Origin of the sequence: Nocardiopsis akebiae (genome assembly GCF_018316795.1) — a bacterium.
Taxonomy (GTDB): Bacteria; Actinomycetota; Actinomycetes; order Streptosporangiales; family Streptosporangiaceae; genus Nocardiopsis; species Nocardiopsis dassonvillei.
This window is the reverse complement of record NZ_CP074132.1, coordinates 3,360,004-3,384,819: the sequence shown is the minus strand read 5'-3', so window position 1 is coordinate 3,384,819 and position 24,816 is coordinate 3,360,004. Positions and strand designations below refer to the sequence as shown.

Below are 24,816 nucleotides of genomic sequence, written 5' to 3'. Positions count from 1 at the left end.
GCGTGGACGCTGAGCCGTCCAGTGGGGAGTCGGGACGGGAGTGGTCGTTCGAGTCGAGTCTGATCCGGCCGTACTCGTTGACGGGTGGGCGCACACGCCCTTCGCGTACGGACTTTTCGATGACCTCGCAGGTGGTCGCGGTCGCCTCGGCCGCCGGGGCGCGGTTGGACCCGGAGCTGGAGCTGATCCTGTCGCTGTGCGCGCAGCCGGTGTCGGTGGCCGAGGTGGCCTCGCGGTCGGGGTTTCCGCTGGGAGTGACGCGGATCCTGCTGGCGGACCTGTTGGACCAGGGCCGTGTGGTGGTGCGCACCTCCGACTGGGAGCGGCACCGGCCCGACGCCGGGACTCTGCGCTCGGTGCTGGAGCGCATCCGTCAGCTGTGAGGGGCAAGGTGGTGTCGAGGTGGAGTGGATGTGTCGTTGGTCGTGATGGACGCCGAGGGTGCGGGACCGGTTCCCGACACCCTCAAGATCGTGGTCGCGGGGGGCTTCGGGGCGGGTAAGACCACCCTGGTCTCGGCGGTGAGCGAGGTGGAGTCGCTGCACACCGAGGAGGTCATGACCTCCGAGAGTGTGGGCGTGGACGATCTGGACGGGGTGGAGGCCAAGGCGACCACGACGGTGGCCCTGGACTTCGGCCGGATCACGCTGGACGGGTCGACGGTGGTGTACCTGTTCGGTACGCCGGGTCAGCGGCGGTTCTCGTTCATGTGGGAGGAGTTGACTGAGGGCGCGCTGGGGGCGGTGGTGTTGGCCGACACCCGGCGGTTGGCGGACTCCTTCGACGCGATCGACTTCTTCGAGTCGCGCGGGGTGCCGTTCGTGGTGGCGGTGAACTGCTTCGACGGGCAGCGCACGCACCGGGCGGACGACGTGCGGGTGGCGCTGGACCTGGAGGAGCGGGTGCCTTTGCTGTTGTGCGACGCCCGGGACCGGGAGTCGGTCAAGGAGGTGTTGGTGGAGCTGGTGGCTCTGGTGTTGCGCCTGGAGCTGTCGGGCGCCTGAGAGGGGACGCCCCGAGGGAGGGGCGCGGTGGGGCCCGGGTCGCGTGGTGCGCCCCGGGCCCCACCGTATTGCCCGCCAGCCTGGGGACCGCGTGCCCCTCCCCCGCCTGGGCCTGCGGCGGCCGAGCAGGTCGGCGGCGGTCGTGGGGTCAGCGGGTGGCGCCGCGGCGGTCGAGGGGCACGATCATCGGGGTGTCGGTCTCGGGGTCGGGGATGATGCGCACGGGCAGGCCGAAGACCTCCTCGACCAGGGTCGCGGTCACCACGGTGGAGGGGTCGCCCTCGGCGACGATGGCGCCCTCCTTCATCACGATCAGGTGGGTGGCGTAGCGGCAGGCGTGGTTGAGGTCGTGCAGGACCGCGACCAGGGTGTAGTCGCGTTCGGCGTGCAGCTGGGCGCACAGGTCGAGCATGTCCATCTGGTGGGCGATGTCGAGGTAGGTGGTGGGCTCGTCCAGCAGCAGCAGGGGGGTCTGCTGGGCCAGGACCATGGCCAGCCACACGCGCTGGCGCTGCCCGCCGGAGAGCTCGTCCACCGACCGCTCGGCCAGTTCGGCCACACCGGTGGAGGCCATGGCCTCGGCCACGACCGCCTCGTCCTGCTTGGACCACTGGCGCAGGAACCCCTGGTGGGGGAAGCGGCCGCGGGCCACCAGGTCGGCCACGCCGATGCCGTCGGGGGCGATGGAGGTCTGCGGCAGCAGCCCCAGGCGGCGGGCGACCTCCTTGGCGGGGTAGGAGCTGATGGCCTTGCCGTCCAGGTGCACGTGGCCGTGCGCGGGCTTGAGGGTGCGCGACAGGGCCCGCAGCAGGGTGGACTTGCCGCAGGCGTTGGGTCCCACGATCACCGTGAAGGAGTTGTCGGGGATGGTGACGGCCAGGTTCTGGGAGATGACGCGCTGCTCGTAGGCCAGGGTGAGGTCGCGTCCGTTGAGGCGGGAGGCGGAGTGGTCGGCGATGGTCATCGTTCTTCCTCGGTTTCGGTCAGGCACGTCCGCCGCGCCATTCGGTGTAGAGCAACCAGATCAGGTAGCTGCCGCCGATGACGGCGGTGACCACGCCCACGGGCAGCTGGGTGGGGGCCAGGGCGCGCAGCGCGACCAGGTCGGCCACCGCCAGCAGGGCGGCGCCCATGAGCGCGGATCCGGCCAGGGTGGTGCCGCCGGTGCGGGTCAGGCGCCGGGCCAGCTGGGGCGCGGCCAGGGCGACGAAGCCGATGGGGCCCGAGACGGCGATGGCGGCACCGGTCAGGGCGCTGGCGGCGGCCAGGGCGATCAGCTGGGTGGAGCGGGTGGGCACGCCCAGGCCGCGGGCGGTGTCCTCCCCCAGTTCCATGAAGCGCAGGCGCTGGCCCAGGCAGAGCAGGATGGGTGCCAGCAGGGCCAGGCAGATCCACACGGCCGCGACCTCGGCCCAGCCGCGGCCGTTGAGGCTGCCGATCATCCAGATCTGGGCGCTGAGGGCGTCGGTGAGTTCGGCGCGGGTGAGCAGGTAGTCGCGGACGGCGCCGAGCATGGCGGCCATGCCGATGCCGACCAGGACCAGCCGGTAGCCCTGGACGCCGTTCTTGGTGGAGAGCAGGTAGACGGCGGCGGCGGTGAGCATGCCCCCGGCGATGGCTCCCAGGGACACGCCCAGGCGTCCGGCGCCGAAGAGCAGGATGACGGCGACGGCTCCGGTGGCGGCGCCGCCGGTGAAGCCGATGATGTCGGGGCTGCCCAGGGGGTTGCGCGACAGGCTCTGGAAGACGGCTCCGGCCAGCCCTAAGGCGGCGCCCACGCCGATGGCGGTCAGGGCGCGGGGCAGGCGCACCCCTTGGACGAAGAACACGTCCAGGCGTTCGCCGTAGCCCACGATCGCGGCGGGCACGGCGCCCAGCGGGATCTCGTAGTCGCCCACGGCCACCGAGACGATGAGGGCGCCGGTGCTGAGGGCGGTCAGGACCGCGGCGACGACGAGGGTGCGCGGGCGCACCAGCAGGGACAGGCGTTCGCCGAACAGGCGCAGGGCGAAGGAGCCGCGGGGTGTGGTGCGGGCGCGCTCGCGCGGGCGGTGCGGTGTCAGGGTGCGGCTCACGGTTGGGCCATTCTCGTGCTGCGGACCAGGGCGATGAACAGGGGGGCGCCGACGAAGGCGGTGATGATGCCGACCTCCAGTTCGGCGCCCGGCACGATGACGCGGCCCAGGGTGTCGGCGGCGGTGAGCAGGACGGCGCCCAGGACCGCCGAGTAGGGCAGCAGCCAGCGCTGGTCGGGTCCGGTGACCAGGCGTGCGGCGTGGGGGATGATGAGGCCGACGAACCAGATGGGGCCCGCGGCGGCGGTGGCCGCGCCGCACAGCAGGATGACGCCCACGGCGGTGGCGGCGCGGATGAGGGGGATGTTGGCGCCCAGGGTGGCGGCCAGGTCGTCGCCCAGGGCGACGGCGTTGAGGGAGGGTCCCAGGCACAGGGTGAGGACGATGCCCGCGATCAGGAGGGGCGCCACCTGCCAGAAGACGTCCAGGTCGCGTCCGACCAGGGAGCCGACCTGCCAGAAGCGGATGCGGTCGAAGACGAACTCGTTGAGGACGAACACGCCGTGGACGAGGCCCTGCAGGACGACGGCGACGGCGGTTCCGGCCAGGGCCAGGCGTACGGGGGTGGCGCTGGAGCGTCCGCGTGAGCCCAGGGCGTAGACGGCGACGGCGGCCAGGGCGGCGCCGAGGAAGGCCGGCCACACGTAGCCGGTGCCGGTGGCGCCGAAGGCGGTGACGGCGATGACCACGGCCGCGGCGGCGCCGGAGTTGACGCCGAGGATGCCGGGTTCGGCCAGGGGGTTGCGGGTCAGGGCCTGCATGAGGGCTCCGGCCAGGCCCAGGGCGGCGCCGACGAAGACGCCGATGACGGTGCGGGGTGCGCGCAGGCTGCGGATGACGTCGTGGTCGTAGGAGCCGTCGTAGGCGGTCAGTGCGGCCCACACGTCGGCGGCGGGGATGGGTTTGGTGCCGATGGTGACGCTGAGCAGGGCGCACAGGGTGAGCAGGACCAGGGCGGCGACCAGCCCGATGGGGCGGACGATGCGCCTGGTGAGGGTGGGGCGCGTGAGTGTGGGGGCGCGCAGGGCCACGGCTTCCCCGTTCGTTGTGGCGTGGGTGGTGGACGCGGCTGCCCTGGTGGGGTGCAGCCCGGAGGCGGCACCGGTGCACCGCGCGCCGCCTCGGACAGGTTAGCCTTACCTTCATCCCGTTCGCACGGAAGGGTGCCCGTTATGCCCGAGTTGTCGCGTCCTGTGTGTGCCCTGGCCACACTAACCGCCCTGGCGGCGCTGACCCTGTCCGGCTGCGCCGCACCACCCTCCCCCCGAGCCGACCAAGACGGGCCCACCCGCACCGTACAGGCCGCCAACGGAGCGGTGGAGATCCCCGCCACACCCCAGCGCGTCGCCGTCCTGTGGCGCCCGACCCTGGCCGCCGCGACCCTGCTGGGACACGACGTGGCCGCCACCATGGGCACCCCCGGCGCACCCGAACAGGGCCTGGCCCCCTTCCTGCCCCCGGGCGCCGACGGCGACGCCCTGACCCTGGTGACCAACTCCCCCGCCGAGGACGACATCCGCATCGAGGCGCTGGCCGACACCGCCCCGGACCTGATCATCGGCGTCCGCACCCAGTCCGGCGCCCAGGCGCAGATGCTGGCGAACCTGGAGGCCATAGCGCCCACGGTGCTGCTGGAGTGGGAGGGAACCGGCTCCTGGCGCGAGCACCTGCACCAGGTCGCCGAGGTCCTGGACTCCCCCGAACGGGCCGAGCGGGCCGTGGCCGAGTACGAGACGGCCCTGGAGCAGGCGCGCGAGCAGATCACCGAGGCCGGGGTGGAACCGGCCGCCACCGAGGTCTCGCTCCTGCGGCTGCAGAGCCGGAGCGAGATACGCCTGGAGACGCCCGCCTCCTTCCCCGGACAGATCGTCCAGGACCTGGGCCTGGCCCGCCCCCGGGGCCAGCACCAGCCCCAGGGCGCCACCGACTTCGTCTCCCTGGGATATGAGCACCTGGAGCGCGCCGACGGCGACGCGGTCTTCGTCCTGACCGGCTCGGGCTACCCCGACGCGCCCCGCACCTTCTCCGAAGGGGTGTGGTCCAACCTGCGCGCGGTGCGCCACGCACGGGTCTACCGCATGGACCACGACGTGTGGGGCGCGGCCAACCACCACGCCGCCCACCGCATCGTCCAGGACGTGACCCTGGCCCTGACCGGACGGACCGCACCCGCGGTGTGAGAACCCGGGTCACGAAACAGGCGAACCCGCCGGTAACCCGGGGCGGGCCCGCCATCGTGGGAGTGCACGCCAGGCGCCGTGCCCCGGCCCGCCGCGGCCCGGGGCACGGCGCCCACCGGGCCCCACCGGGCCCCACACACCGAAGGGGCCTGATGAGGGACCGCGCCGCGTCGATCGAGTCGATGCAACAGCTCACCCGGGTCTGGCGCTCCCTGGTGCTGGACCGCGACCCCAGCGCCGACGTAAGCGACCTGCCGGGCCTGGCCGTGCGCTGGGCCGACTGCCGCTTCGCCTTCTGGAACTGCCTGACCCTGACCGGCCCGGACGTGGACGCGGCGGCCCTGGAACGCGACCTGCGCCGGGCAGCGCGGGTGATGCGCGCCAAGAGGCACCCCGGTCTCCTGTGGCTCTTTCAGGACCTGCTCGACCAGGGGGCGCGCGAGCACCTGCGCGAGGCCGCCCACCGGGCGGGCCTGGAGCGCGCCTTCGGCGGTGTCGGCATGGCCGCGGACCTGGCGCACCTGTCCGAGCCCTCCCACCCCGACCTGACGTTCGTGCGCGTGAGCACCGAGGCACACCTCGCCTCCTACGCCGACCTGAACTCACGCGCCTACGGCTTCGCACTGGAGGAGGGCCGCGACGGACTGGCGGGATCCACCCTGTGGAAGGACGGCGTCCACGCCTACCTGGGCATGCGCCGGGGCGAGGCGGTCACGTGCGCCGCTACGGTGCCCGCCCGGGACTGCCTGTTCGTCGTGCTCGTGGCCACCGCGCCGCGGTGGCAGCGCAGGGGCTACGCCGAGGCCGTCACCCGCAAGGCCCTGCGCGAGGGCGCGCGGGCCAGCGGCCTCAGGCGCGCCGTGCTTCAGGCCACCGAGGCCGGAGCCCCCGTCTACCCGCGTATCGGCTTCACACCCAACTCGCCCGTCCACTTCTACCGGCTGCGCGGCTGAACGCGCCGCGCGCTCAATCGCGCGTGGGGCGGGTTCAGGTGAGGATGTCCCAGCCCATGCGCACCAGCAGGGCGATGACCACCACCAGCAGCACCGCGCGCACGAACCCCGAACCCCGCCGCAGGGCCATCCGGGCGCCGATCTGGGCGCCGATGATGGTGCACACCGCCAGCCCCAGGCCCAGCAGCCAGTCGATGTGGCCGCCCAGACCGAAGACGACCAGCGCCCCCAGGTTGGTGCACACGTTGACGATCTTGGCCGAGGCCGAGGCCTCGACGAAGTCCATGCCGACCACGGCGGTGAAGGCGATGATGAGGAAGACGCCGGTGCCCGGGCCGATGAGGCCGTCGTAGAAGCTCACGCCCAGGCCCGCCAGGGCCACCACCGCCAGCGCCCGGTTGCGGGTACGCAGAGCCCGGTCGGAGGCCACACCCATGGCGGGGCGGAAGTAGACCATGAGGGCGACACCGGCCAGGACCACCATGATGACGGGTTTGAGGACGTCGGCGGTGAGCGCGACGGCCATGGCCGCGCCCAGCCCCGAGCCCAGCAGGGCCAGGCCGGCGGTGGGCACGACCACGCGGCGGTCGATCCCGACCTTGCGGGCGTAGGCCAGGGCGGCGGAGGTGGTGCCGAAGACGGCGCCGAGCTTGTTGGTGCCCAGCAGGGTGGCCAGGGGTGCGGTGGGCGCGGCGACCAGCAGGGCCGGCAGCAGGAGCAGGCCGCCTCCGCCGACGACGGCGTCGACCCAGCCCGCTGCGACGCCGACCAGCAGGAGCAGGCCGAGGATCTCGGGGTCCATCTACCGCGCGCGCCCGAGGGAAGAGGTGATCATGGGTTCTTTTCGTGGCGGGGATGGCTGACGCACGAAGCCTACTCTTCACCCCGCTGGAGGTTCGGCCCCAGGGTGTCCCCGGCCCGCGCGCGAGCGGCGGCTCCGCGCCGCCGGGCGTGATCGGGGGGCCGGGGGCGGGTTCACGAGGGAAGGGGTGAACCCGCCGTGCGTGGCCGTGCCCGCTGGACCCCGCTCCTGGCACGTGCGCCCAAGGCAGGGACGGCGCCGTGGGCCTGCGGTCAAGGCGGCGGTCAGACCCGCGGGGTCAGCGCTCAGACGGTGATGGTGATGTTGTCGATGATGTCGTCGAGGAAGCCCTCGTCACTGAAGAAGTGCAGGGAACGGGAGAAGCCGGTGGCCACGGAGTCCGCCGAGGCCGGGGAGGCGCCGACCAGCAGGACGGTGGCCAGGACGACACCAGCGGCGGTACCAGCCAGGAAACGGTGCATCAAGCACATGAAAACCACTCCATGTCACTTTGGGTGTGCATTTCGCTGCTGATGGTATCCATGTTGGTGAGTGTCCCGCTGGCTTTTTCACGATGAACAGCGCTCGCACGGCCCACGGCGCGCCAAGCGGCGACGCCCGGGGTCAGGGGGCGCCGCCGCAGCCTGAAGAAAAACCCGGGTCAGAACCGGGAACGGGCGAACCAGTCGCGGGCCTGCTCCAGCACCTGGGGCGCCACCTGGTGCCCTCCGGGGTGCTCCTGGGCCCGCACCCGGGCCCCGCGTTCACGCAGCTGGTCGGCGAGCAGGCGCGCCTGGTCCACGGTGGTGATCGGGTCGGCGGCGCCGAAGCCCAGGAACACCCGCACCCCTGACAGGTCCACCGGATCGGGCCGGCGCCCCTGCAGGGGCGCCCCGGCCGCGAACAGGGCGGCGCCCCGCAGCAGGTGCGGGTGGAGCAGCAGCAGGGCGGCCCCGGTGTTGGCGCCGTTGGAGAACCCGCTGACCACGACCCGCTCCGGGTCCAGGTCGTAGGCGCGCACGGCCTCGGTGACGAAGGCGGCCAGCTCGGCGGTGCGCTCGATGAGGTCCTCGACGTCGAAGACGCCCTCGCGCAGACGGCGGAACCACCGGTTCATCCCGTTCTCGTCCACCGTGCCGCGCGGCGAGAGCAGGGCCGCGCCCGGAGCCAGGGCCCGCCCCAGCGGCAGGAGGTCGTGCTCGTCGGCGCCGGTGCCGTGGAGCAGCAGCAGCGTGGGCGCGTCCGCGGCGGTGGCCGGGGTGAAGACGTGGACGAGGTCGTCGGCGCCGCTCACCGGCCGGTCTCCAGGGCGGGCAGGTGCGCGGCGATCTGCTCGCGGTCGGGCTCCAACCACGGCGGGAGCCTGAGCGAGCGGCCCAGTTCCAGCAGCGGCTCGTCGTAGTCGAACCCGGGGCCGTCGGTGGCGATCTCCAGCAGCACCCCGCCGGGCTCACGGAAGTAGATGGAAGTGAAGTAGCGGCGGTCGCGGACCTCGGTCACGCCCACGCCGTCGGCCTCCAGGCGCTGACGCCAGGACTCCTGGACGGGGCCGTCGGGGGCGCGGTAGGCCACGTGGTGGACGGTTCCGGCGGCGACCAGTCCGCGCGACGCGCGGGGGTCGGCCACCACGTCGACGATGGTGCCCACGCCCTGGCCGGAGGCGTTGGTGTGAAAGCGCGTGCGCTCCCCGCTCTCACCCGCCAGGTGGAAGCCGAGCTGATCGCCCAGCATCTGCACGGTGCCCTCCACGTCCTGCTCGGTCAGGGTCACCGCGCGGATGCCGCGGATGGCGTGTTCGGGCGGTACCGCTCCCCCGTCCCAGGGATCGGTGTCGTGGTAGTCGGCGCTGGCGGCCAGTTCGATGACCAGGCCGTCGGGGTCGCGCAGGCTCAGCACGTCCTCCTCACCGCGCTCGGTGGGACGGGTGACCTCCACGTCCAGGGCCGCCAGGTGCCGGGCCCACCAGCCCAGGGAGCCCTCGGGAACGGAGAAGGTCGTGGTGGTGGCCTGACCCGCGCCCACCCGCCCGCGGGGCGCACCGGGCCAGGGGAAGAAGGTCATGATGGTGCCGGGGTTGCCCGCGCGGTCGCCGTAGTAGAGGTGGTAGGTCTGGGGCGAGTCGAAGTTGACCGTGCGCTTGACCATGCGCATGCCCAGGGCGCGCAGGTAGAAGTCGGCGTTGGCCTGCGGATCGCTGGCGATCGCGGTCACGTGGTGGATTCCCGCGGGGCGCACGTCCATGTCCCTCACCCTTCGTCGAGTTCGCCGGGGCGCCTGCCAATATAGTTTAAATTTAAACTACCACGGCGGCGCGCTCCCTTTTCACACTCCCCCCAACGCGACCCCGCGAACAAGCACACCGCCCGCGCGGCGCCGGCACGAAACCCCCGGTCGGCCACAACCCCTACCGCAGACGCCGCAGACGCAGACCCGCCGCGGCGGCCGCCGCGCACAACCCCAACGCGAACACCACCGACCCGCCCCAGCCCACACCGTCGTAGACCAGACCGCCCACCCAGCCGAACAGACTCGACCCCAGGTAGTAGGCCAAGGTGTACACCGCCATGGCCTGGGCCCGACCCCGCACCGCCCGGGTACCCACCCACGCCGAAGCGGTGGCGTGCGCGCAGAAGAAACCGAAGGTCATCACCAACAGGGCCGCCAACAGACCCGGCAGCGCCGTGGCGAACATCCCGCCCAACCCGACCGCCATCAACACGGTCGCCGTGGTGAGCACCGCGTACCCGCCCCAGCGCGCGACGGCGCCCCCCGCCACCGCCGAACCCACCATCCCGGCGGTGTAGGACAGGAAAAGCAGCGAGGCCGCGGCCTGGGACAACCCGAACGGCTCGGCCATCAGACGAAAACCCAACAGGTTGTAGACCGTCATGAAGGCGCCCATGAGCAACAGCGCCTGGGTGTACAAGGCGATGAGCCCGGGCGTGGTCACCGCCGCGCGCACACGCCCGCCCATCCCGGCCCCACCCGCCCCTGGCGACGGTGACGCCTCCTCCCGCGCCGCGGCGGCGCGCGAGACGCCCGCCCGCCGGGGCAGGACCAGCGCGAACACGACCAGCGCGACCAGGGCCAGCAGCGTGTTGGCGGCGATCCCCCACTGCCAGCCGCCCAGGTCCGCGGCCAACCCGGCCAGCAGACGCCCGCCCATCCCGCCCAACGGGTTACCCGCGATGTACAGGCCCGTGGCGCGCGGAGCGTCGGCCGGGTGGACCTCCTCCGACAGGTAGGCCACGGCCGCCGCGGGCACCCCGCCCAGGGCCGCGCCCTGCAGCGCGCGCAGCACCAGCAGCGGCCACAGATCGGCGGCGAAGGGAATAGCACAACCCAGCAGGGTCGCGGCCAGCAGGGAGACGCCGATGACGCGCGCACGACCGAAACGGTCGGCCGCCCCGCTCCAGACCAGCGTGAACCCGGCCAAGCCGCCGGTGGCCAACGAGACCGCGAGCGCGGCCTGGGAGGCCGAGGCACCGAAACCCTCGGCGATCGCGGGCAGGATCGGCTGGACCGACCACAACTGGGCGAAGGTCGCCACCGCGGCGGCCACCAACGCGATGACCGTGCGCCGGTAGGCGCCGGTGCCCGCACGGGGACGCGTGTCGTGATCGGACGGTGAGGCGCTGGTCAGGGTCATACCGCCCACGCTAGGAATACCGCTTTCATACGTCCAATGCATGCGTTGGCGCTCATTCATACTGGAACGCATGGAACACCGTGAGCACGGCGCGGACCTCGACGCCGACACCCTGGCCCAGGTACTGGCGCCGCGGCTGCGGATGGTGGCCGCGGTGGCCGCCACCGAACACATCACCCAGGCCGCCGAGGCACTGGGAACCCCCCAACCGACCCTGAGCCGGGCCCTGGCCCGCACACAGCAGGAACTGGGGATGGCCCTGATCGAACGCACCGGACGCGGGGTCCGGCTGACCCGCGCCGGAAGACTGCTGCTGCCGCACGTGGAACGGGCCCTGGCGGACCTGCGCCAAGGCCTGGCGGAACTGACCGGCGCCGAGGAGGGCCGCGTGGCACTGACCTTCCTGCCCACACTGGGGGTGGAGGTGGTCCCGGCGCTGCTGCGCGGCTTTCGCGCCCAGCACCCGGGGGTGCGCTTCTCCCTGACCCAGGAACCCTGGTCGGAGTCACTGCACAGGCTCACCGCGGGCGGCGCCGACCTGGCACTGACCTCACCGCTGCCCTCGGGCCGGGGGCTGGCGGCGGCCACGCTGCACACCCAGGTACTGCGCCTGGTGGTACCCGAGCAACACGCGCTGGCACGGGGACACCAGAGCCCGGACACCGGGGCGCAGGACCACACCGCGGGCACGGCGGTGGCGGTGACCGCCGCAGCACACGAGGAGTTCATCCTGCTCAAACCGGGACGGGGCGTGCGCCACCTGACCGACCGCATCGTGCAACAAGCGGGATTCACCCCCCGGGTGGCCTTCGAGGCCGACGACATCGCCACCGCGCGCGGCCTGGTCGCGGCCGGACTGGGGGTCTCGGTGCTCCCCGCGCGCCCCAAGGGAGCGCTGAGCGGAACGGTGGAGCTGGGCATCGAGGGCGTGGACGCCCGCCGCCCCATCGGGGTGGTCTGGCCCCAACAGGGGTCGGGCGGCGGCTACGAACCCCCCGCCGTGGCACTGTTCCGCGACCACGTGCGGCGGGTGGGACCGCGCGTGATCCCCGACCTGACCGGATGAGAACGCACCCGCCCCCGCCGAAAACCACTGGCCAGCCCTGCCGGGCCTGGGCGACCATCACCCCATGACCCACACACCGCCCTCCCGCCCCCTGGCCCTGGTCACCGGGGTCGGCCGCACCACCGGTATCGGCTCCGCCGTCGCCCTCCGCCTGGCCGCCTCGGGCTGGGACGTGGCCTTCACCCACTGGAGCGCCTACGACGCCCGCATGAGCTGGGGCGCCGAACCGGGCGCGACCCGCACCGTCCTGGACGCCCTGACCGGGCACGGCGCCCGCGCCATGGCGGTCGAGGCCGACCTGGCCGACACCGCCACCGCCGCACACGTCTTCGACACCGTCCAGGAACGGTTGGGCCCGGTCACCGCACTCGTCATGTGCCACTGCGAGTCGGTCGACTCCGGACTGCTGGAAACCACCGCGGACAGCTTCGACCGGCACTTCGCGGTCAACGCGCGCGCCACATGGCAGCTGGCGCGCGAGTTCGGCCTGCGGTTCACCGCAGAACACGGCACAGGACGAATCGTGGCCCTGACCAGCGACGACACCGTGGGCAACCTGCCCTACGGCGCGAGCAAGGGCGCCCTGGACCGCATCGTGCTCTCCTGCGCCCGCGAGCTGGCCCACCTGGGAGTGAGCGCCAACGTCGTCAACCCCGGCCCCGTCGACACCGGCTGGATGTCACAGCGGACCAAGGCCGACTGCGTCCGGCACACCCCGCTGGGGCGCCTGGGCACCCCCCAGGACACCGCGGACCTGGTGGAGTTCCTGTGCTCACCCCGGGGACGGTGGATCAACGGCCAACTCCTGACCAGCGACGGCGGCATCTCCGCCTGACCCGCCCCCGCCACGCGCGGGCACGGGCGTCCAGAAGGGGGAGCGGGCCGGACCGGCGCGCATCGTCACCCACTCGGTCTCGGTGAACGCCTCCCGGGCCCAGGCCGGGGCGTGGACCTTCGCCCGGTCTCCCGCGCGGCGCAGGACGGCGACGCGTTCCTCGAAGGAGGCCGCCGCCCAGCCGCGTTGGGCGCGGGCGGCCCGGGCCACGTCGAAGATCCACCGGGACCGATGAGCGGACAAGCGGTGTCAGGGGTCGGGCCACCAGCACCCCGGTCGTGGAAGGATCGCCCGATCACCCTCACCTCGCACGACTTCGACGGCGAGCACTCGTTGACGCTCACCGCCGGCGGCCTGGACGCCGATGCCGCAGTAGTCGCCACCGGACACGAGCCGAACGGGCACTTCTGGCAAGGTCTGGTGCGCTTCGCCTGGCCGGATGCCGCCGAGCGCCTCGCCTTCGACAGCGAGGGTGCGATGTTCTGCGCGCTCGGAAGCCCAGACGACCTCGCACGGCTGAAAGCCGCCCTCGAACCCGTGGTCTCAAGCCCCAGCGCAGTTCGCGAGCCCCTCGCCCGTGCGGAGGGGTCGGACTTCGAGTTCGACGACTAGCGCCGTGACCGCAGAGCCGCCGGACCCCGCACCCGCTCCGCCCAAGACGGGCACCGCCAAGCCCCGGACCACGGGCCCCGCACTCGGCGCCTCATCCTGGGACAGGCCTCCCCCGCCTGTCAACAAAGCCGAACCGCGGCCGACACGCCCGCGAACCCCGCCACCACCCACACCCACCCGAGACCACACCCCAGCCGGGGATCAGCCCCAAAAACCGAAGCTGTACAACAGGCCGTTGGTCGCCGCGATCGCACCCAACCCCAACACCGCACCCGTGACGAACGACGTCCGCAACGACCTGACCAGGTACTCCAACGACACCAGGTTGTTCAAGATGAAGTACCCCAGCATCATCGCGTGCCAGAAGGACTCCCACCGGAAAGGCTCGAACGCGTACGGCGCCCCCGTCCACACCTCGGTCTCGGTCGTGAACCACGCCCACGCCAACGCCGCCCCGTACCCCAACGGCACCTGGATCAGCGGAATGACCAGCAGCGGCAACAGCTTGACGAAACCCCACAAACCCGGCTGGTCGGCATGGCGCGCCTGGCTCTGGGCACGACGCGCGGCCTCCTGCTCGGCCCGCACCCGCTCACGGTGGGCCCGCTCGGCCTCCTGACGGCGCCGGTGCTCCAACCGCTGCTCCTGCTGGTGGCGCTGCTGCTCCTCCACCCGCCTGCGCTGCTCCTCCTGCTCCTGCATCCGGCGCTGGCGCTGCTCCTCCTGCTGACGCAACTGCTCCTGCTGCTGGCGGCGCTCGTCCACGGCCGGATCACGCCGCTCGCCGTACAGGTCGGCGTAGGCGTCCTCCTGACTGGGCCGCTCCGGCTGCCGATACCCCGAAGCCCCCTCACGCCCGTAGGAGGCAGCGCCCTGACCGTACTGCGCGGTCGGCGGAACCTGCTGCCCCGACGGGAAACGGGCCGTGGCCCCATACCCCTGCTGCTCGCCCAGCACCGAGGTCGCACCGCCCTCGTGCCCCGGCACCGACGGCGTGACCCGGGTAGCCGCCTCATCACCGAACACACCCGCACCAGCCGCCCCGGCCGCAGCTCCCGCCGCACCCCCCACAGCAGCGGCACCACCCTGCCCCAACACCTCCGTGCGCTGGTGCTGACCGGTGGCACGCCCGTCCCCGGCAGCGGCCGCCAACGCCCCGTTGACCTTGGCCACCTGCTCCTGAACCCCGCGCATCACCGCCGCGGGCAACCAGGTCGGCCCCGTGGCCACATCACCCAGGTAGTCCAGGATCTCCCCCGGCCCCGGACGCCCCTGCGGGTCCTTGGACAAACACGCCGCCACCAGATGACGCAACGACTCGGGCACACCCGACAGATCCGGCTCACGACTGATGATGCGCATGACCATGGTGGGCATACTGCCCTCACCGAAAGGCCCCGTCCCCGCCGCCGCGTAGGCCAGCACCGCACCGTAGGCGAACAGGTCACTGGCCGGGGTCAGCGTCTCCCCCTGCACCTGCTCCGGACTCATGAACCCCGGCGTGCCGATCACCGACTGCGTGGCCGCCGTACCGTCGGTGGCACGGGCGATACCGAAATCGATCACCCGCGGCCCGTCCTCAGCCAACAGCACGTTGCCGGGCTTGAGGTCACGGTGGATCAACCCCACCCGGTGGATGTCGGCCAACGCCTCGGCCAGACCCGCCGCGAGCACCCGCACACTCGCCTCCGGCAGCGGCCCGTGATCGTGCACCGCCGTGTCCAACGGCAACGAGGGCACGTACGAGGTCACCAGCCAGGGCACCTCGTCATCGGGACCCGCGTCGATCACCGGCGCGGTGAACGCACCGCTCACCTGACGGGCCGCGTTGACCTCACGGGCGAAACGCTCCCGGAAGGAGGCGTCGGCGGCCATGTGCGGATGGACGCGCTTGACCGCCACCGCACGCCCCCCGGCCGAACGGCCGAAGAACACCTGGCCCATGCCGCCAGAGCCCAAGCGGCCGATCAGCCGGTACCGGCCGATACGTTCCGGGTCACTGGGATCGAGCCTAAGGGACACTACAGCCTCCACACACGACGTTCCGCCACCCCCGGGTGCCAGAGGATGACCACCGCCTCCCCCGGTGCCCGAGCACCCGCCGGAAAGACGCCTGCCCCCAACCTATCGGCGGACGCACCCCCAGACTCCCCCGCGAACCCCGGCGCGTGCACCGCCGCGGGCCCCCACACCCCCCCGACACGGCCCCCACCAGGCACCCACCCGCACCCGCGACGCCCCCGGGCCCGCCCCACCCCGAACCACCACACCGACCACCCACACCCACACAACCCACCACAACCCCAACCACCTGCGACAACCCCACCACCACACCCCGCCCGCCAACGCCGCACCCCAACGACGAACCACCCCGCAAAGTTCCCCCCTGACCGCACACGGCCAAGTCACCAACCCGCATGACCAGGCACCCCCCACCCGCCTAGGGTCGAAAAAGCACGCGACCAGGAGGACACACCATGCACATCCCCGACACCCTGCGCATCGACGCCCGCCTGCGCCTGGCCAACGCCGCCTCCTGGACCGCCGCACAGACCGCAGACCACCCCAGCAGACTCCTGCACCACCCCTGGCGCGGCAACCCCTACCCCACCTACCAACGCCTGCGCGACCAAGGCCACTTCACCACCAGCAAACTCGGCTTCCGCACCGCCAACACCTACCAAGCCGTCAGCGCACTCCTACGCGGACGCGAATTCGGCGTCCAACCCCCCGACGGCACCGCCCCACCCCAACAGTTCGACATCATGGACCTGTCCTTCCTCATGAAGGACCCGCCCGAACACACCCGCCTGCGCCAACTCGCCCGCCCCGCCTTCAGCCCACGCCGCATGGGCGAATACGAAACCCAGATCACCAAGACCACCCACGAACTCCTGGACAGGGCCGCCGCCAAAGGCCGCTTCGACCTCATGCGCGACTTCGCCCAACCCCTGCCCATCGCCGTCATCAGCCGCCTGCTCGGCGTCCCCGCCGACCAGGACGCCGAATTCGTCCGCATCGGCCACGCCCTGGGCAGCGCCCTGGACGGCGCCCGCTCGGCGAGTCACCTGCGCCGCATCCACCAGGCCACGGCACAATTGGACCAGCTGTTCACCCGGCTCATGCGACAGCGCCGCGCCGACCCCCGCGATGACGTGGTCTCCACCCTGGTCACCCAGGCCGACGACGGCCACCTCACCGCGACCGAACTCAGCACCATGTGCCGCCTGCTGCTCGTCGCCGGATTCGAGACCACCGTGAACCTGATCGGGAACGGGGTGATGGCCCTGCTGCGCCACCGCCACCAGTGGGAACGCCTCATCGCCGACCCCGACCTGGCCCCGGGCGCCGTCGAGGAGATCCTGCGCTTCGACTCACCCGTCCAGATGACCAGCCGCTGGGTCCACACCGACACCACCGTCCAACACCAACCCCTGCGCCGCGGCGGCTACGCCATGTGCCTCATCGGCTCCGCCAACCGCGACCCCGCACGCTTCACCGACCCCGACCGCTTCGACATCACCCGCCCCGACGCCGCCGACCACCTCTCCTTCTCCAGCGGCGTCCACTACTGCCTGGGCGCACCCCTGGCCCGCCTCGAAGGCCGCATCGCCCTACGCGCCCTCGCCGAACGCCTCCCCCACCTACGCCCCACCGCCCCACCCACCCGCCGACACACCACCGTCGTACGCTCCCTGTCCGCCTTCCCCGTCACCACGGGCACCCGGTAGAAGGCGAGAACCGACCAGATGCGCAGCACGGCCTCCTCCCCATGGCGCTCGCTCACCCGCGGACGCGGAGCCCTGCTGACCGCCGCCGCCCTGTGCGCGGTCATCTTCCTGGTCACCGCGGTCCTGACCCTCACCCTGCCCACCCAACCAGAACCCTCCGGCCCCGACCGACTACCCCGACTCGCCCACCAGAGCGACATCGACCTCGGCGTCGCCGTGGCCGTCAACCCCCTCGTCCACGACCGCGAGTACCGCTCCGTGGTCACCGAGCACTACACCTCACTGACCGCCGAGAACACCATGAAATGGGAGTACGTCCAACCCCAACGCCACACCTTCGACTGGAGCGGCCCCGACACCGTCGTCGACTTCGCCGAACGCAACAACCTCACCGTCCACGGCCACACCCTGCTCTGGCACAACCAACAACCCGCCTGGCTCGCACAAGGCACCTGGACCCCCGACGAACTACGCCAGATCATCCGCGAACACATGCAGGCGCTCATGGGCCGCTACCAAGGACGCGTCACCTCCTGGGACATCATCAACGAACCCTTCGAGGACAGCGGCCCCCGCCTACGCGACAACCTCTGGCACCAGATCCTGGGCGAGGACTACATCGCCGAGGCCCTCACCACGGCCCACGAGATCGACCCCCGGGCCCGCCTCTACATCAACGAATTCGGCATCGAGGGCGGCGGCCCCAAGACCGACGCCCTCTACGAACTCGTCACCACCCTGCTCGACCGCGGCGTCCCCCTGCACGGCATCGGCTTCCAGAGCCACTTCATCCACGGCCACGTCCCCGACGACCTCAGCCGACAACTACGCCGCTTCACCGACCTGGGACTGGAGGTCAGCATCAGCGAACTGGACGTACGCATCCCCGAACCCGTCCCCAACGGCGCCCTCCAGGACCAGGCACGCGAATACGCACAGGTCGTCCAGGCCTGCCTGGACGTACCCCGCTGCGTACGCGTGTCCGTGTGGGGAGTCAGCGACCAGCACTCCTGGATCCCCGAATGGTTCCCCGGCTACACCGCCGCACTGCCCTTCGACGACTCCTACACACCCAAACCGGCACTCAACGCCATGGTCCAGACCCTCTCCCGCAGACCCCCGCACACCCCGACGCGATAGGCACCCGCGCCCACACAGCAACGCGCGCCCGGCACGGACCGCACCAGTGACACCACGTCACAGCCGAAAGATGACGTGACAGCACTGCCACACAGCGCAGCGCCCTGGTGGAATCAGAACACGACCTCGACGACCGCGACCGGCACCCACAACCCGGCAGACGGCACCGAGGCCACGAAGTCGCCGACCCGCGACACCACAACGCCACCCATCGCATCGGAGGCCGAGATGACCACCGCCGAGCGCACCCGCACCGACCTCCCCCCCACCCCCCAGCACAACACCACGCCCGGCAACGAGCACACCGGCACCCCCGACAACACCCACCCCGAACAGCCCGTCGACCTCAAACAGGCCCTCGTCGACGGCGTCGGCGGCCCCTGGGGCATGCTCTACTCCACCCTGCCCGTGGTCGGCTTCGCCGCCGCCGTACCCTTCGTCTCCCTGCCCACGGCCATCGGAGTCGCCATCGCCGCCGCCCTGGCACTGGGCGCCTTCCGCATGTGGCGCGGCGAAGCCTTCATGAGCGCCATGGGCGGCGTCTTCGGCGTCGCCGTCGCCGGAGGCGTCTCCGCCTGGACCGGATCAGCCAACGACTTCTTCCTCATCGGCATCTGGGCCTCCCTGGCCGGCGCGATCCTCACCCTCCTCACACTGCTCACGCGCCGCCCGATCACCGGACTCATCTGGAACGCCCTGCACGGCAACACCCACCCCTGGCGCGACGACGCCCCCACCCGCTTCGCCCACGACCTGGCCACCCTCGCCATCACCGCCGTCTTCGCCGCCCGCTTCACCGTGCGCCAGTGGCTCTACCTCGCCGACTCCACCACCGGACTCGCCATCGCCGACACCGTCACCGGCTTCCCCCTGACCGCCGCGGCCGCCGTAGCCGTCGTCTGGGCCTTCCGCCGCTCCACCAAACGCCTCATCAAGAACACCCCCCACACCTGACAAACCACCCCTCGACCCCGCCGCGGCGCCCCGACCACACCGGTCGGGGCGCCGCCGCACACGACCGCCAGACGACACACCCCACACCACATGCGCCACACCCACCCCACCCGCTACCGTCGAACCCCAACACCGACAACGAACGAGGTGTTCGGTATGCGTTAGACCCGCGGTCCCCCAACGCTCCTTCGTCACCACCCAAACCACAACGACGAAGGACACACCACATGCACGACGACACTCCCCCCATCCGCGTCCCCGACGCCCTGGCACCCTTGCTCGACCGCTTCTTCGGACCCCAGTGGACCCAAGGACTGCCCGAACTCACCCGGCGCCAGCTCAAACGATGGAACCTGCGCCCCACGGGCACGCCCATGCACGGCATGGTCGCCCTCGTCGTCCCCGTACGACTCCCCCACGGCGACTCCGCCGTGCTCAAGATCCAACCCGTGGACGAGGAGAGCCGGGGCGAACCCGACGCCCTGCGCACCTGGAACGGCGACGGCGCCGTACGCCTCCTCCGACACGACCCCGACACCGGCGCCATGCTCCTCGAACCCCTCGACCCCGCACGCACACTCGACACCGTCCCCATCGACCAGGCCCTCACCACCATCGGCACCCTCCTGGCCCGCCTCACCGCACACCCGGCACCACAGGGCATGCGCACCCTGCAGGAGGCCGCACACACCATGGCCGCCCGAGCCCAACACCTGGCACCACGCCTGCGCGCCGCACACGAACGCGACCGCATGAACGCACTCGCCGCCCGCGCCCGCGAAATGGCACCCCAAGCCGGAGACCGCCTCCTGCACTGGGACCTGCACTTCCAGAACGTGCTCGCCCCCCTGCCCGGCACCGACCGCGACCCCTGGCTCGCCATCGACCCCAAACCCCTCGCCGGAGACCCCGGCTTCGACCTCTTCCCCACCCTGCACAACCGCTGGGACGAAGCACTCGCCACCGGCGACCCACGAAAGGAGACCCGCCGCCGCCTGCACCTGGTCTCCGAGGCCGCCCACGTCCCCCGCGACCGCGCACGCGCCTGGACCCTCGTCCGCGTCCTCCAGGAATGCGTCTGGGCCGTCGAGGACGGCGAACCCGCCCTGCCCCGCGTACCGGTGACCATCGCCGAAGCCCTGGGCGCATAACCACCACCGCCCCCGGCCCACCCCGCCCCCGGGGACCGCCGGGGGCGGACCGAGGACGGCCACCAGAGCACACCCCGCCGTGCGGCGGCACACACCCGCCACACGGCACTGCCCCGCACCCGCATCCGCCCCCGACAATGGTGACGCACCGCACACCACCGACGGAGGCACCCGTGACCACACCACCCCGGCCCGCACTCGACCCCGAACTCGCCGCCGCCCTCACCCTCCTCGGCGACGAGATCACCCCCTCCATCACCCCCGACATGATCCCCGCCCTACGCCGACGACGAGCCCGCCTCCTACCCGCCGACACCACCCTCCACCCCGCCTACACCGAAACCCCACACCACGCCCCCAGCCACGACCACACCCCCATCCCCCTCCTGCACTGGCACCCCACCCACACCACCACCCCCGTCGGCGCCCTCTACTGGATCCACGGAGGCGGCATGATCATGGGCACCCACCGCGGCCCCGAGATCCCCCGCCTCCTCGAAACCGCACACGAACTCGACCTCGCCCTCATCTCGGTCGACTACCGCCTCGCCCCCGAACACCCCCACCCCACCCCCGTCGAGGACTGCTACACGGGCCTGACCTGGATCACCGACAACGCCACCGACCTCGGACTGGACCCCACCCGCATCGTCATCGGCGGAGGCAGCGCGGGCGGCGGACTCGCCGCCGCCACCACCCTCCTCGCCCGCAACCGCGGCGGCCCCGCCCTCCAGGGACAACTGCTCCTGTGCCCCATGCTCGACGACCGCAACGACACCGCCTCCTCCCACCAGATGGCCGGAACCGGCGTATGGGACCGCACCTCCAACGCCACCGGCTGGACCGCCCTGATCGGCCCCCACGCGGGCGGCCCCGACGTCTCCCCCTACGCCGCACCCGCCCGCGCAGAGGACCTGTCCGGCCTGCCCCCCGCCTTCCTGGACGTGGGCTCCGCCGAGACCTTCCGCGACGAGGTCGTCGACTACGCCTCCCGCATCTGGCAGGCGGGCGGATCAGCCGAACTGCACGTGTGGCCCGGCGGCTTCCACGGTTTCGACGGCGTCGCCCCCCACGCCGCCCTCAGCCGCAGCGCCCACGCCCAACGCCTGCCCTGGCTGCGCCGGATCACCGGAGCCTGAACCCGAGGCACCATGAAGGCATGAGAGAGCTCCTGGGCAGGATCTCCGCACTGGACCCCGAAGCGGGCGCCGCCGTCAAGGTGATCGCCTACTTCGACGAACTCACCGGAGCCGGAATCGAACCCGTCATCCGCGGCGCCGCCGTCCTCACCGGCATCCCCGCCGGGTTCACCCGCCCCGGACGCGGCCCCGCACTGAGGGCCGACCCCGCCGGACAGGTCAGGCGCACCGCCGCCGACCCCGACCCCTCCTGGTGCTCGACCCGGGTCGGTGACGGCGTGCTGTGGCTGGAACGCGCCACTGCCACCCCCGGCCCGGTGGAGGCGATGGTCCTCGAACGCGCGGCCGCCGCCCTGCGCACCCGGATCGAACCCGCCCCGGACGCGGCCAGCGGTCGCACCGCGCTGGCCCGGGCCCTGGTCGACGCCGACCTGTCCGAGGAGCAGCGCGTCCTGGCCGCCCGCCGATGCGGGCTCGCCCCGCAGGCCCGGGCCCGCGCGGTGGCCGACCACGGCGGCGGTGTGCGCGTCCTGGCTCCCGACGATCCCCCGGGCGCGCGACAGGCGGGAGTGGGACCGGTAGTGGAGGCGCTGGCCCTGCCCTCCTCCTGGCACGACGCCCGCCGGGCGCTGCGCTTCACCGCCCGGGGCACCGGCGCCGACCCGGGCCCGCGCGTGGTGTTCGCCGAGGAGCTGGGCGGGCTGCTTCTCCTGGCCGACACCGTGCGGCCCGGCGGCGAACCGGTGCCGGACGTCGCGGCACTGGAACGGGTGGCACGCGAGGCGCCGCCGCTGCTGGCGGCCCTGGACGCGGTGGCCTCCTCCTCCAGCCTGCGGGCGGCGGCCCGGGCGCAGGGTCAGCACCACTCCACCCTCCAGGAGAGCGTGGGGCGGGCCGAACGCCTGCTGGGCTGGCCCGTGCACGAGGTGTCGGGCCGGCTGCGCCTCCAGGTGGCGCTGGCCCTGCGCAGGTTGTACTGCAATCTCTGATTGTCGTTCTTGTTTTTCTCCCCCTCGGGAGAAAACTGTTAAGAACAGGCACCTTTACGACGTAGATTCAAAGAAGTGGTTCCACGCAGACGGCGTCTACTCCATGACGGTGATGCCCAGGGCGGCCAGGATGGCGCCCGCCTGCACCGGGCTGATGCTGGCCCCCCGCAGGTACCCGGCCTGCTCCAGGGTGGGCTCCCCCAGATCGGCCCCGCGCAGGTCGGCCCCCGCCAGCTTCACGTTGACCAGGTTGGCGCCCCGCAGCCGCGAGTCCGTCCACACCGTCTCGCGCAGGTCCGCGCTGGCCAGGTCGGCCTCGTCCATGCGCAGCCCCTCCAGGGTCTGCCCGCGCAGCACCAGGCCCTTGCAGCGGGCCAGCATGAGGTTGCAGTGCGCGAAGGTGTAGCCGATCCCCCGCAGCGAGTTCAGCGCGGCCCCGGTCATCCGGCAGCCGGTGAAGGCGGTGTCGGTGAGCAGGGCGCCCTGCCAGCGGGTGTTGGCCAGGTCCACCCGCTCGAACCTGGTCTCGGTGCACTCGGCGTGCGAGAACACCGCCCCCGAGGCGCTGCCGCCGGTGACCACCGCGCCCTCCAGGACGGCCCGCTCCAGGCGGGCACCGTCCAGGCGGCAGTCGCGGAAGACGGCGTCGACCAGGTCGGCGTCGCGCAGGTCCGCCTCGGTCAGGTCGCAGCGGGTGAACACGCGCGGCGCGTCCAGGGGCCGGGACAGCTGGTCGCGCAGGTCGGCGCCGTTCAGGTCGGCGTCGACGGTCTCGGGGAGAAGGAGGTCGTTACTCATCGCCAGCACCCTAGCGGTGACCGACGACACGTGTGGTGTGCTCCGGCGCGCCCGTCCCACGACGCGAACCGCCCGGCGCGACCGCTCCCCCGCCCCGCGGCCCCTGCCCCGGCCGGATCAGTCCCGGAGCTTGAGCGCCAGGAACAGGTCCACCCGGTGCTCCAGGCTGCTCAGGTCCCGCCCGGTCAGCTCCTCCACTCGGCCGATCCGGTACCGCAGCGTGTTGACGTGCACGTGCATCGTGGCGGCGCAGCGCTGCCAGGACCCCGAGTGGGCCAGGAACTGCTCCAGGGTCCGCACCAGCTCCGAGCGGTGGTCGCGGTCGTAGGCCAGCAGCGGGCCCAGCAACCGCTCGCGGTAGGAGGACTGCACCTCCTCCGGGACCGAGGCCAGCAGCAGTTCGTGGGAGTCGATCTCGGCCCCGGCGATCACCCGGGAGCGGCCGCCGCGCAACTCGGCCAGACGGCGGGCGTGGCGGGCCTCCACGGCGGCGCCGCGCAGGTCGGGCACGCCCCGCACGGCCGAACTGAGGCCGATGGCCAGCCGGTGGTCGAGCAGGCCGCCCTCCAGGACGCGGGCGCGGTGCAGCAGCGCGGCGCGGACCTCCTCGGCGCGGGCGCGGACGTCGGTCCCGGCCACCGGGACGACGGCCAGGGCGTCCTCGTCACCGGTGACGACGGCGCCGGGGCGGTCGGCGACCAGTTCGGAGAGCACGCGCCGGGCCAGGTCGGGCACGCGGGGCTCGGGCAGCATGACGGCGCTGACCACGACGTGGCTGCCCTGGCCGCCGGTCGGGTCGGTGCCGCGCAGGAGTTCGGTGACCTCGTCGAAGCGCTGGGCGGCCAGCAGCCGGGGCAGCCCGTCCAAGTGGCGGGCGTCGGTCAGGGCTCGCTCCTCGGCGCGGCTGCGGGCGAGCCCGGCGATGGAGACGAGTTCGGCCACCGACTCGTGCTCCTCCTCGGTCCAGGAGGCGTGGTCGCCCTCGCAGACCACAAGCCAGGCGGCCAGGGGGTGGGACCCGCGGGCCTGGACGGGCAGGAGCGTGAGGGCGCGGTCCTCCCGCTGGGGGGTGCGGACGGTGTGCGGCAGTGTGGGGCCGGTCAGGGCGCGGGCGGCGATCCACTCGCGCTCGTCCTCGGCCAGGGGTCCGCCGGAGGCGGCGATGTGGCGGCCGGTGCAGGACAGGACCCAGGCGGCCCGCCCGGTCTGCGCGGCGGCCTCGGCGAAGGCCCGGGGAAAGTCGGCCCCGGCGGCGACGTCGGCCATGATGCGGCGGTGGCGGTCGCGGGTCTCGGCGATGGTGGTGAAGCGGCGCTGGGTCAGGGAGCGCAGCACCTCCTCGGTCACCGCGCCGAAGGAGGTCTCCGGGGGCACCTCCACCAGCGGCAGGTCGTGCTCGCGGCAGGCCTGGACCAGGTCGGCGGGGACCTCGCCCAAGGCGGTCCCGGCGCCGACGGCGACCGCCCCGGCACCCGCGACGGAGGCCACGAAGGTGCGCGAGTCCTCGGGGCGGGTGCGCCACATCATCCCGGTGAGGACGAACTCGCCGCCGCGCAGGTAGCGGGCGGGTTCGAGCAGGTCGGTGGTGTAGGCCCACCGCAGGGTGCGGTGCGCGTGCTCGGACCCCGACAGGAATCTCAGGTGCAGCCGTGTGACCGCGAGCAGCTCGCTGATCCGCATGAACGTCCCTCTGTCGCTCGTGTGGGCGGCGGGCGCCCCGGGTGGTGAGGCGGTGGAT

General features: G+C 72.5%; 24 protein-coding genes. 13 read left to right on the top strand and 11 right to left on the bottom strand.

Annotated features, from left to right (window positions below):
- The first annotated feature begins 2 nt into the window (after window positions 1-2).
- Entirely contained in the window at window positions 3-383 is a 381-nt protein-coding gene (locus KGD83_RS14530) for a DUF742 domain-containing protein (RefSeq protein WP_212639729.1), read from the top strand.
- Window positions 384-428: 45 nt separating this feature from the next.
- Complete coding sequence (locus tag KGD83_RS14525) at window positions 429-1,004, top strand: GTP-binding protein (RefSeq protein WP_036552209.1); 576 nt, start codon at window positions 429-431, stop codon at window positions 1,002-1,004.
- A gap of 148 nt (window positions 1,005-1,152) precedes the next feature.
- On the opposite strand, the gene KGD83_RS14520 is transcribed toward KGD83_RS14525, so the two are convergent.
- From KGD83_RS14520 to KGD83_RS14510, 3 genes are read right to left on the bottom strand one after another with little or no spacing between them, the layout of a single operon-like run.
- Window positions 1,153-1,968 carry an ABC transporter ATP-binding protein gene (locus KGD83_RS14520; protein WP_212639728.1) on the bottom strand — a complete coding sequence of 272 codons (816 nt, stop codon included), beginning with the start codon at window positions 1,966-1,968 and terminating at the stop codon, window positions 1,153-1,155.
- Between the two features lie 19 nt (window positions 1,969-1,987).
- The gene (locus KGD83_RS14515; RefSeq protein ID WP_212639727.1) at window positions 1,988-3,079 is read right to left on the bottom strand and encodes a FecCD family ABC transporter permease; all 1,092 of its coding nucleotides are present in this window, start codon (window positions 3,077-3,079) and stop codon (window positions 1,988-1,990) included.
- On the bottom strand, window positions 3,076-4,110 hold the full coding sequence (locus KGD83_RS14510) for a FecCD family ABC transporter permease (RefSeq protein WP_212639726.1): 1,035 nt from the start codon (window positions 4,108-4,110) through the stop codon (window positions 3,076-3,078). The genes KGD83_RS14515 and KGD83_RS14510 overlap by 4 nt, the downstream gene beginning before the upstream one ends.
- 141 nt (window positions 4,111-4,251) lie before the next feature.
- On the opposite strand from KGD83_RS14510, the gene KGD83_RS14505 reads away from it, so the two are divergent.
- Both KGD83_RS14505 and KGD83_RS14500 read left to right on the top strand, forming a co-directional pair.
- The gene (locus KGD83_RS14505) at window positions 4,252-5,259 is read left to right on the top strand and encodes an ABC transporter substrate-binding protein (RefSeq protein ID WP_212639725.1); all 1,008 of its coding nucleotides are present in this window, start codon (window positions 4,252-4,254) and stop codon (window positions 5,257-5,259) included.
- Between the two features lie 152 nt (window positions 5,260-5,411).
- Window positions 5,412-6,212: a GNAT family N-acetyltransferase gene (locus KGD83_RS14500; protein ID WP_212639724.1), complete on the top strand. Its 801-nt coding sequence runs from the start codon at window positions 5,412-5,414 to the stop codon at window positions 6,210-6,212.
- A 34-nt stretch (window positions 6,213-6,246) separates the two neighbouring features.
- Here the strand turns inward: KGD83_RS14500 and KGD83_RS14495 are convergent, their stop codons facing one another.
- The 5 genes from KGD83_RS14495 to KGD83_RS14475 all read right to left on the bottom strand — a co-directional run bounded on the left by KGD83_RS14495 (window position 6,247) and on the right by KGD83_RS14475 (window position 10,663).
- The gene (locus KGD83_RS14495; RefSeq protein ID WP_212639723.1) at window positions 6,247-7,014 is read right to left on the bottom strand and encodes a sulfite exporter TauE/SafE family protein; all 768 of its coding nucleotides are present in this window, start codon (window positions 7,012-7,014) and stop codon (window positions 6,247-6,249) included.
- 305 nt (window positions 7,015-7,319) lie between these two features.
- Window positions 7,320-7,496 carry a hypothetical protein gene (locus tag KGD83_RS14490; RefSeq protein ID WP_249351865.1) on the bottom strand — a complete coding sequence of 59 codons (177 nt, stop codon included), beginning with the start codon at window positions 7,494-7,496 and terminating at the stop codon, window positions 7,320-7,322.
- A 179-nt stretch (window positions 7,497-7,675) separates the two neighbouring features.
- Window positions 7,676-8,308: an alpha/beta hydrolase gene (locus KGD83_RS14485; protein WP_212639721.1), complete on the bottom strand. Its 633-nt coding sequence runs from the start codon at window positions 8,306-8,308 to the stop codon at window positions 7,676-7,678.
- Window positions 8,305-9,255, bottom strand: coding sequence for a ring-cleaving dioxygenase (locus tag KGD83_RS14480; protein WP_212639720.1), 951 nt, complete (start codon window positions 9,253-9,255; stop codon window positions 8,305-8,307). Before KGD83_RS14480 ends, KGD83_RS14485 begins: the two co-directional genes overlap by 4 nt.
- A gap of 163 nt (window positions 9,256-9,418) precedes the next feature.
- A complete protein-coding gene (locus KGD83_RS14475; protein ID WP_212639719.1) occupies window positions 9,419-10,663 on the bottom strand; it encodes an MFS transporter in 1,245 nt (414 codons plus the stop codon).
- A gap of 70 nt (window positions 10,664-10,733) precedes the next feature.
- Between KGD83_RS14475 and KGD83_RS14470 the strand changes: the two genes are divergently transcribed.
- From KGD83_RS14470 to KGD83_RS14460, 3 genes are all read left to right on the top strand, one after another.
- Window positions 10,734-11,729 carry a LysR family transcriptional regulator gene (locus KGD83_RS14470; protein ID WP_212639718.1) on the top strand — a complete coding sequence of 332 codons (996 nt, stop codon included), beginning with the start codon at window positions 10,734-10,736 and terminating at the stop codon, window positions 11,727-11,729.
- A gap of 64 nt (window positions 11,730-11,793) precedes the next feature.
- Entirely contained in the window at window positions 11,794-12,564 is a 771-nt protein-coding gene (locus KGD83_RS14465) for an SDR family oxidoreductase (protein WP_212639717.1), read from the top strand.
- 231 nt (window positions 12,565-12,795) lie between these two features.
- The gene (locus tag KGD83_RS14460; protein ID WP_212639716.1) at window positions 12,796-13,176 is read left to right on the top strand and encodes an Imm51 family immunity protein; all 381 of its coding nucleotides are present in this window, start codon (window positions 12,796-12,798) and stop codon (window positions 13,174-13,176) included.
- 201 nt (window positions 13,177-13,377) lie between these two features.
- Here the strand turns inward: KGD83_RS14460 and KGD83_RS14455 are convergent, their stop codons facing one another.
- Entirely contained in the window at window positions 13,378-15,198 is a 1,821-nt protein-coding gene (locus KGD83_RS14455) for a serine/threonine protein kinase (RefSeq protein WP_212639715.1), read from the bottom strand.
- Between the two features lie 455 nt (window positions 15,199-15,653).
- On the opposite strand from KGD83_RS14455, the gene KGD83_RS14450 reads away from it, so the two are divergent.
- From KGD83_RS14450 to KGD83_RS14425, 6 genes are all read left to right on the top strand, one after another.
- Window positions 15,654-16,907 (top strand): cytochrome P450, encoded by a 1,254-nt coding sequence (locus KGD83_RS14450; protein WP_212639714.1) that lies wholly within the window; start codon window positions 15,654-15,656, stop codon window positions 16,905-16,907.
- Between the two features lie 18 nt (window positions 16,908-16,925).
- Window positions 16,926-18,047 carry an endo-1,4-beta-xylanase gene (locus tag KGD83_RS14445; RefSeq protein WP_212639713.1) on the top strand — a complete coding sequence of 374 codons (1,122 nt, stop codon included), beginning with the start codon at window positions 16,926-16,928 and terminating at the stop codon, window positions 18,045-18,047.
- A 75-nt stretch (window positions 18,048-18,122) separates the two neighbouring features.
- Complete coding sequence (locus KGD83_RS14440) at window positions 18,123-19,001, top strand: DUF3159 domain-containing protein (RefSeq protein ID WP_249351864.1); 879 nt, start codon at window positions 18,123-18,125, stop codon at window positions 18,999-19,001.
- A gap of 227 nt (window positions 19,002-19,228) precedes the next feature.
- Window positions 19,229-20,152, top strand: a complete 924-nt coding sequence (locus KGD83_RS14435) for an aminoglycoside phosphotransferase family protein (RefSeq protein ID WP_212639712.1) — start codon at window positions 19,229-19,231, stop codon at window positions 20,150-20,152.
- Between the two features lie 173 nt (window positions 20,153-20,325).
- Window positions 20,326-21,291: an alpha/beta hydrolase fold domain-containing protein gene (locus KGD83_RS14430; RefSeq protein ID WP_212639711.1), complete on the top strand. Its 966-nt coding sequence runs from the start codon at window positions 20,326-20,328 to the stop codon at window positions 21,289-21,291.
- A 20-nt stretch (window positions 21,292-21,311) separates the two neighbouring features.
- Window positions 21,312-22,280, top strand: a complete 969-nt coding sequence (locus KGD83_RS14425) for a helix-turn-helix domain-containing protein (protein WP_212639710.1) — start codon at window positions 21,312-21,314, stop codon at window positions 22,278-22,280.
- A 96-nt stretch (window positions 22,281-22,376) separates the two neighbouring features.
- Here KGD83_RS14425 and KGD83_RS14420 read toward each other — a convergent pair whose 3' ends face one another.
- Together KGD83_RS14420 and KGD83_RS14415 are read right to left on the bottom strand one after the other, a co-directional pair.
- The gene (locus KGD83_RS14420) at window positions 22,377-23,078 is read right to left on the bottom strand and encodes a pentapeptide repeat-containing protein (protein WP_212639709.1); all 702 of its coding nucleotides are present in this window, start codon (window positions 23,076-23,078) and stop codon (window positions 22,377-22,379) included.
- A 117-nt stretch (window positions 23,079-23,195) separates the two neighbouring features.
- The gene (locus KGD83_RS14415; RefSeq protein ID WP_212639708.1) at window positions 23,196-24,758 is read right to left on the bottom strand and encodes a PucR family transcriptional regulator; all 1,563 of its coding nucleotides are present in this window, start codon (window positions 24,756-24,758) and stop codon (window positions 23,196-23,198) included.
- Between the last annotated feature and the right edge of the window lie 58 nt (window positions 24,759-24,816).

Excerpts from the sequence above, each read along its gene's own strand:
- KGD83_RS14525 (WP_036552209.1), top strand. The coding sequence starts at position 429 with ATGGACGCCGAGGGTGCGGGACCGGTTCCCGACACCCTCAAGATCGTG.
- KGD83_RS14520 (WP_212639728.1), bottom strand. The coding sequence starts at position 1,968 with ATGACCATCGCCGACCACTCCGCCTCCCGCCTCAACGGACGCGACCTC.
- KGD83_RS14505 (WP_212639725.1), top strand. The coding sequence starts at position 4,252 with ATGCCCGAGTTGTCGCGTCCTGTGTGTGCCCTGGCCACACTAACCGCC.
- KGD83_RS14500 (WP_212639724.1), top strand. The coding sequence starts at position 5,412 with ATGAGGGACCGCGCCGCGTCGATCGAGTCGATGCAACAGCTCACCCGG.
- KGD83_RS14495 (WP_212639723.1), bottom strand. The coding sequence starts at position 7,014 with ATGGACCCCGAGATCCTCGGCCTGCTCCTGCTGGTCGGCGTCGCAGCG.
- KGD83_RS14490 (WP_249351865.1), bottom strand. The coding sequence starts at position 7,496 with ATGCACCGTTTCCTGGCTGGTACCGCCGCTGGTGTCGTCCTGGCCACC.
- KGD83_RS14480 (WP_212639720.1), bottom strand. The coding sequence starts at position 9,255 with ATGGACGTGCGCCCCGCGGGAATCCACCACGTGACCGCGATCGCCAGC.
- KGD83_RS14475 (WP_212639719.1), bottom strand. The coding sequence starts at position 10,663 with ATGACCCTGACCAGCGCCTCACCGTCCGATCACGACACGCGTCCCCGT.
- KGD83_RS14470 (WP_212639718.1), top strand. The coding sequence starts at position 10,734 with ATGGAACACCGTGAGCACGGCGCGGACCTCGACGCCGACACCCTGGCC.
- KGD83_RS14465 (WP_212639717.1), top strand. The coding sequence starts at position 11,794 with ATGACCCACACACCGCCCTCCCGCCCCCTGGCCCTGGTCACCGGGGTC.
- KGD83_RS14460 (WP_212639716.1), top strand. The coding sequence starts at position 12,796 with ATGAGCGGACAAGCGGTGTCAGGGGTCGGGCCACCAGCACCCCGGTCG.
- KGD83_RS14450 (WP_212639714.1), top strand. The coding sequence starts at position 15,654 with ATGCACATCCCCGACACCCTGCGCATCGACGCCCGCCTGCGCCTGGCC.
- KGD83_RS14445 (WP_212639713.1), top strand. The coding sequence starts at position 16,926 with ATGCGCAGCACGGCCTCCTCCCCATGGCGCTCGCTCACCCGCGGACGC.
- KGD83_RS14435 (WP_212639712.1), top strand. The coding sequence starts at position 19,229 with ATGCACGACGACACTCCCCCCATCCGCGTCCCCGACGCCCTGGCACCC.
- KGD83_RS14425 (WP_212639710.1), top strand. The coding sequence starts at position 21,312 with ATGAGAGAGCTCCTGGGCAGGATCTCCGCACTGGACCCCGAAGCGGGC.
- KGD83_RS14420 (WP_212639709.1), bottom strand. The coding sequence starts at position 23,078 with ATGAGTAACGACCTCCTTCTCCCCGAGACCGTCGACGCCGACCTGAAC.
- KGD83_RS14415 (WP_212639708.1), bottom strand. The coding sequence starts at position 24,758 with ATGCGGATCAGCGAGCTGCTCGCGGTCACACGGCTGCACCTGAGATTC.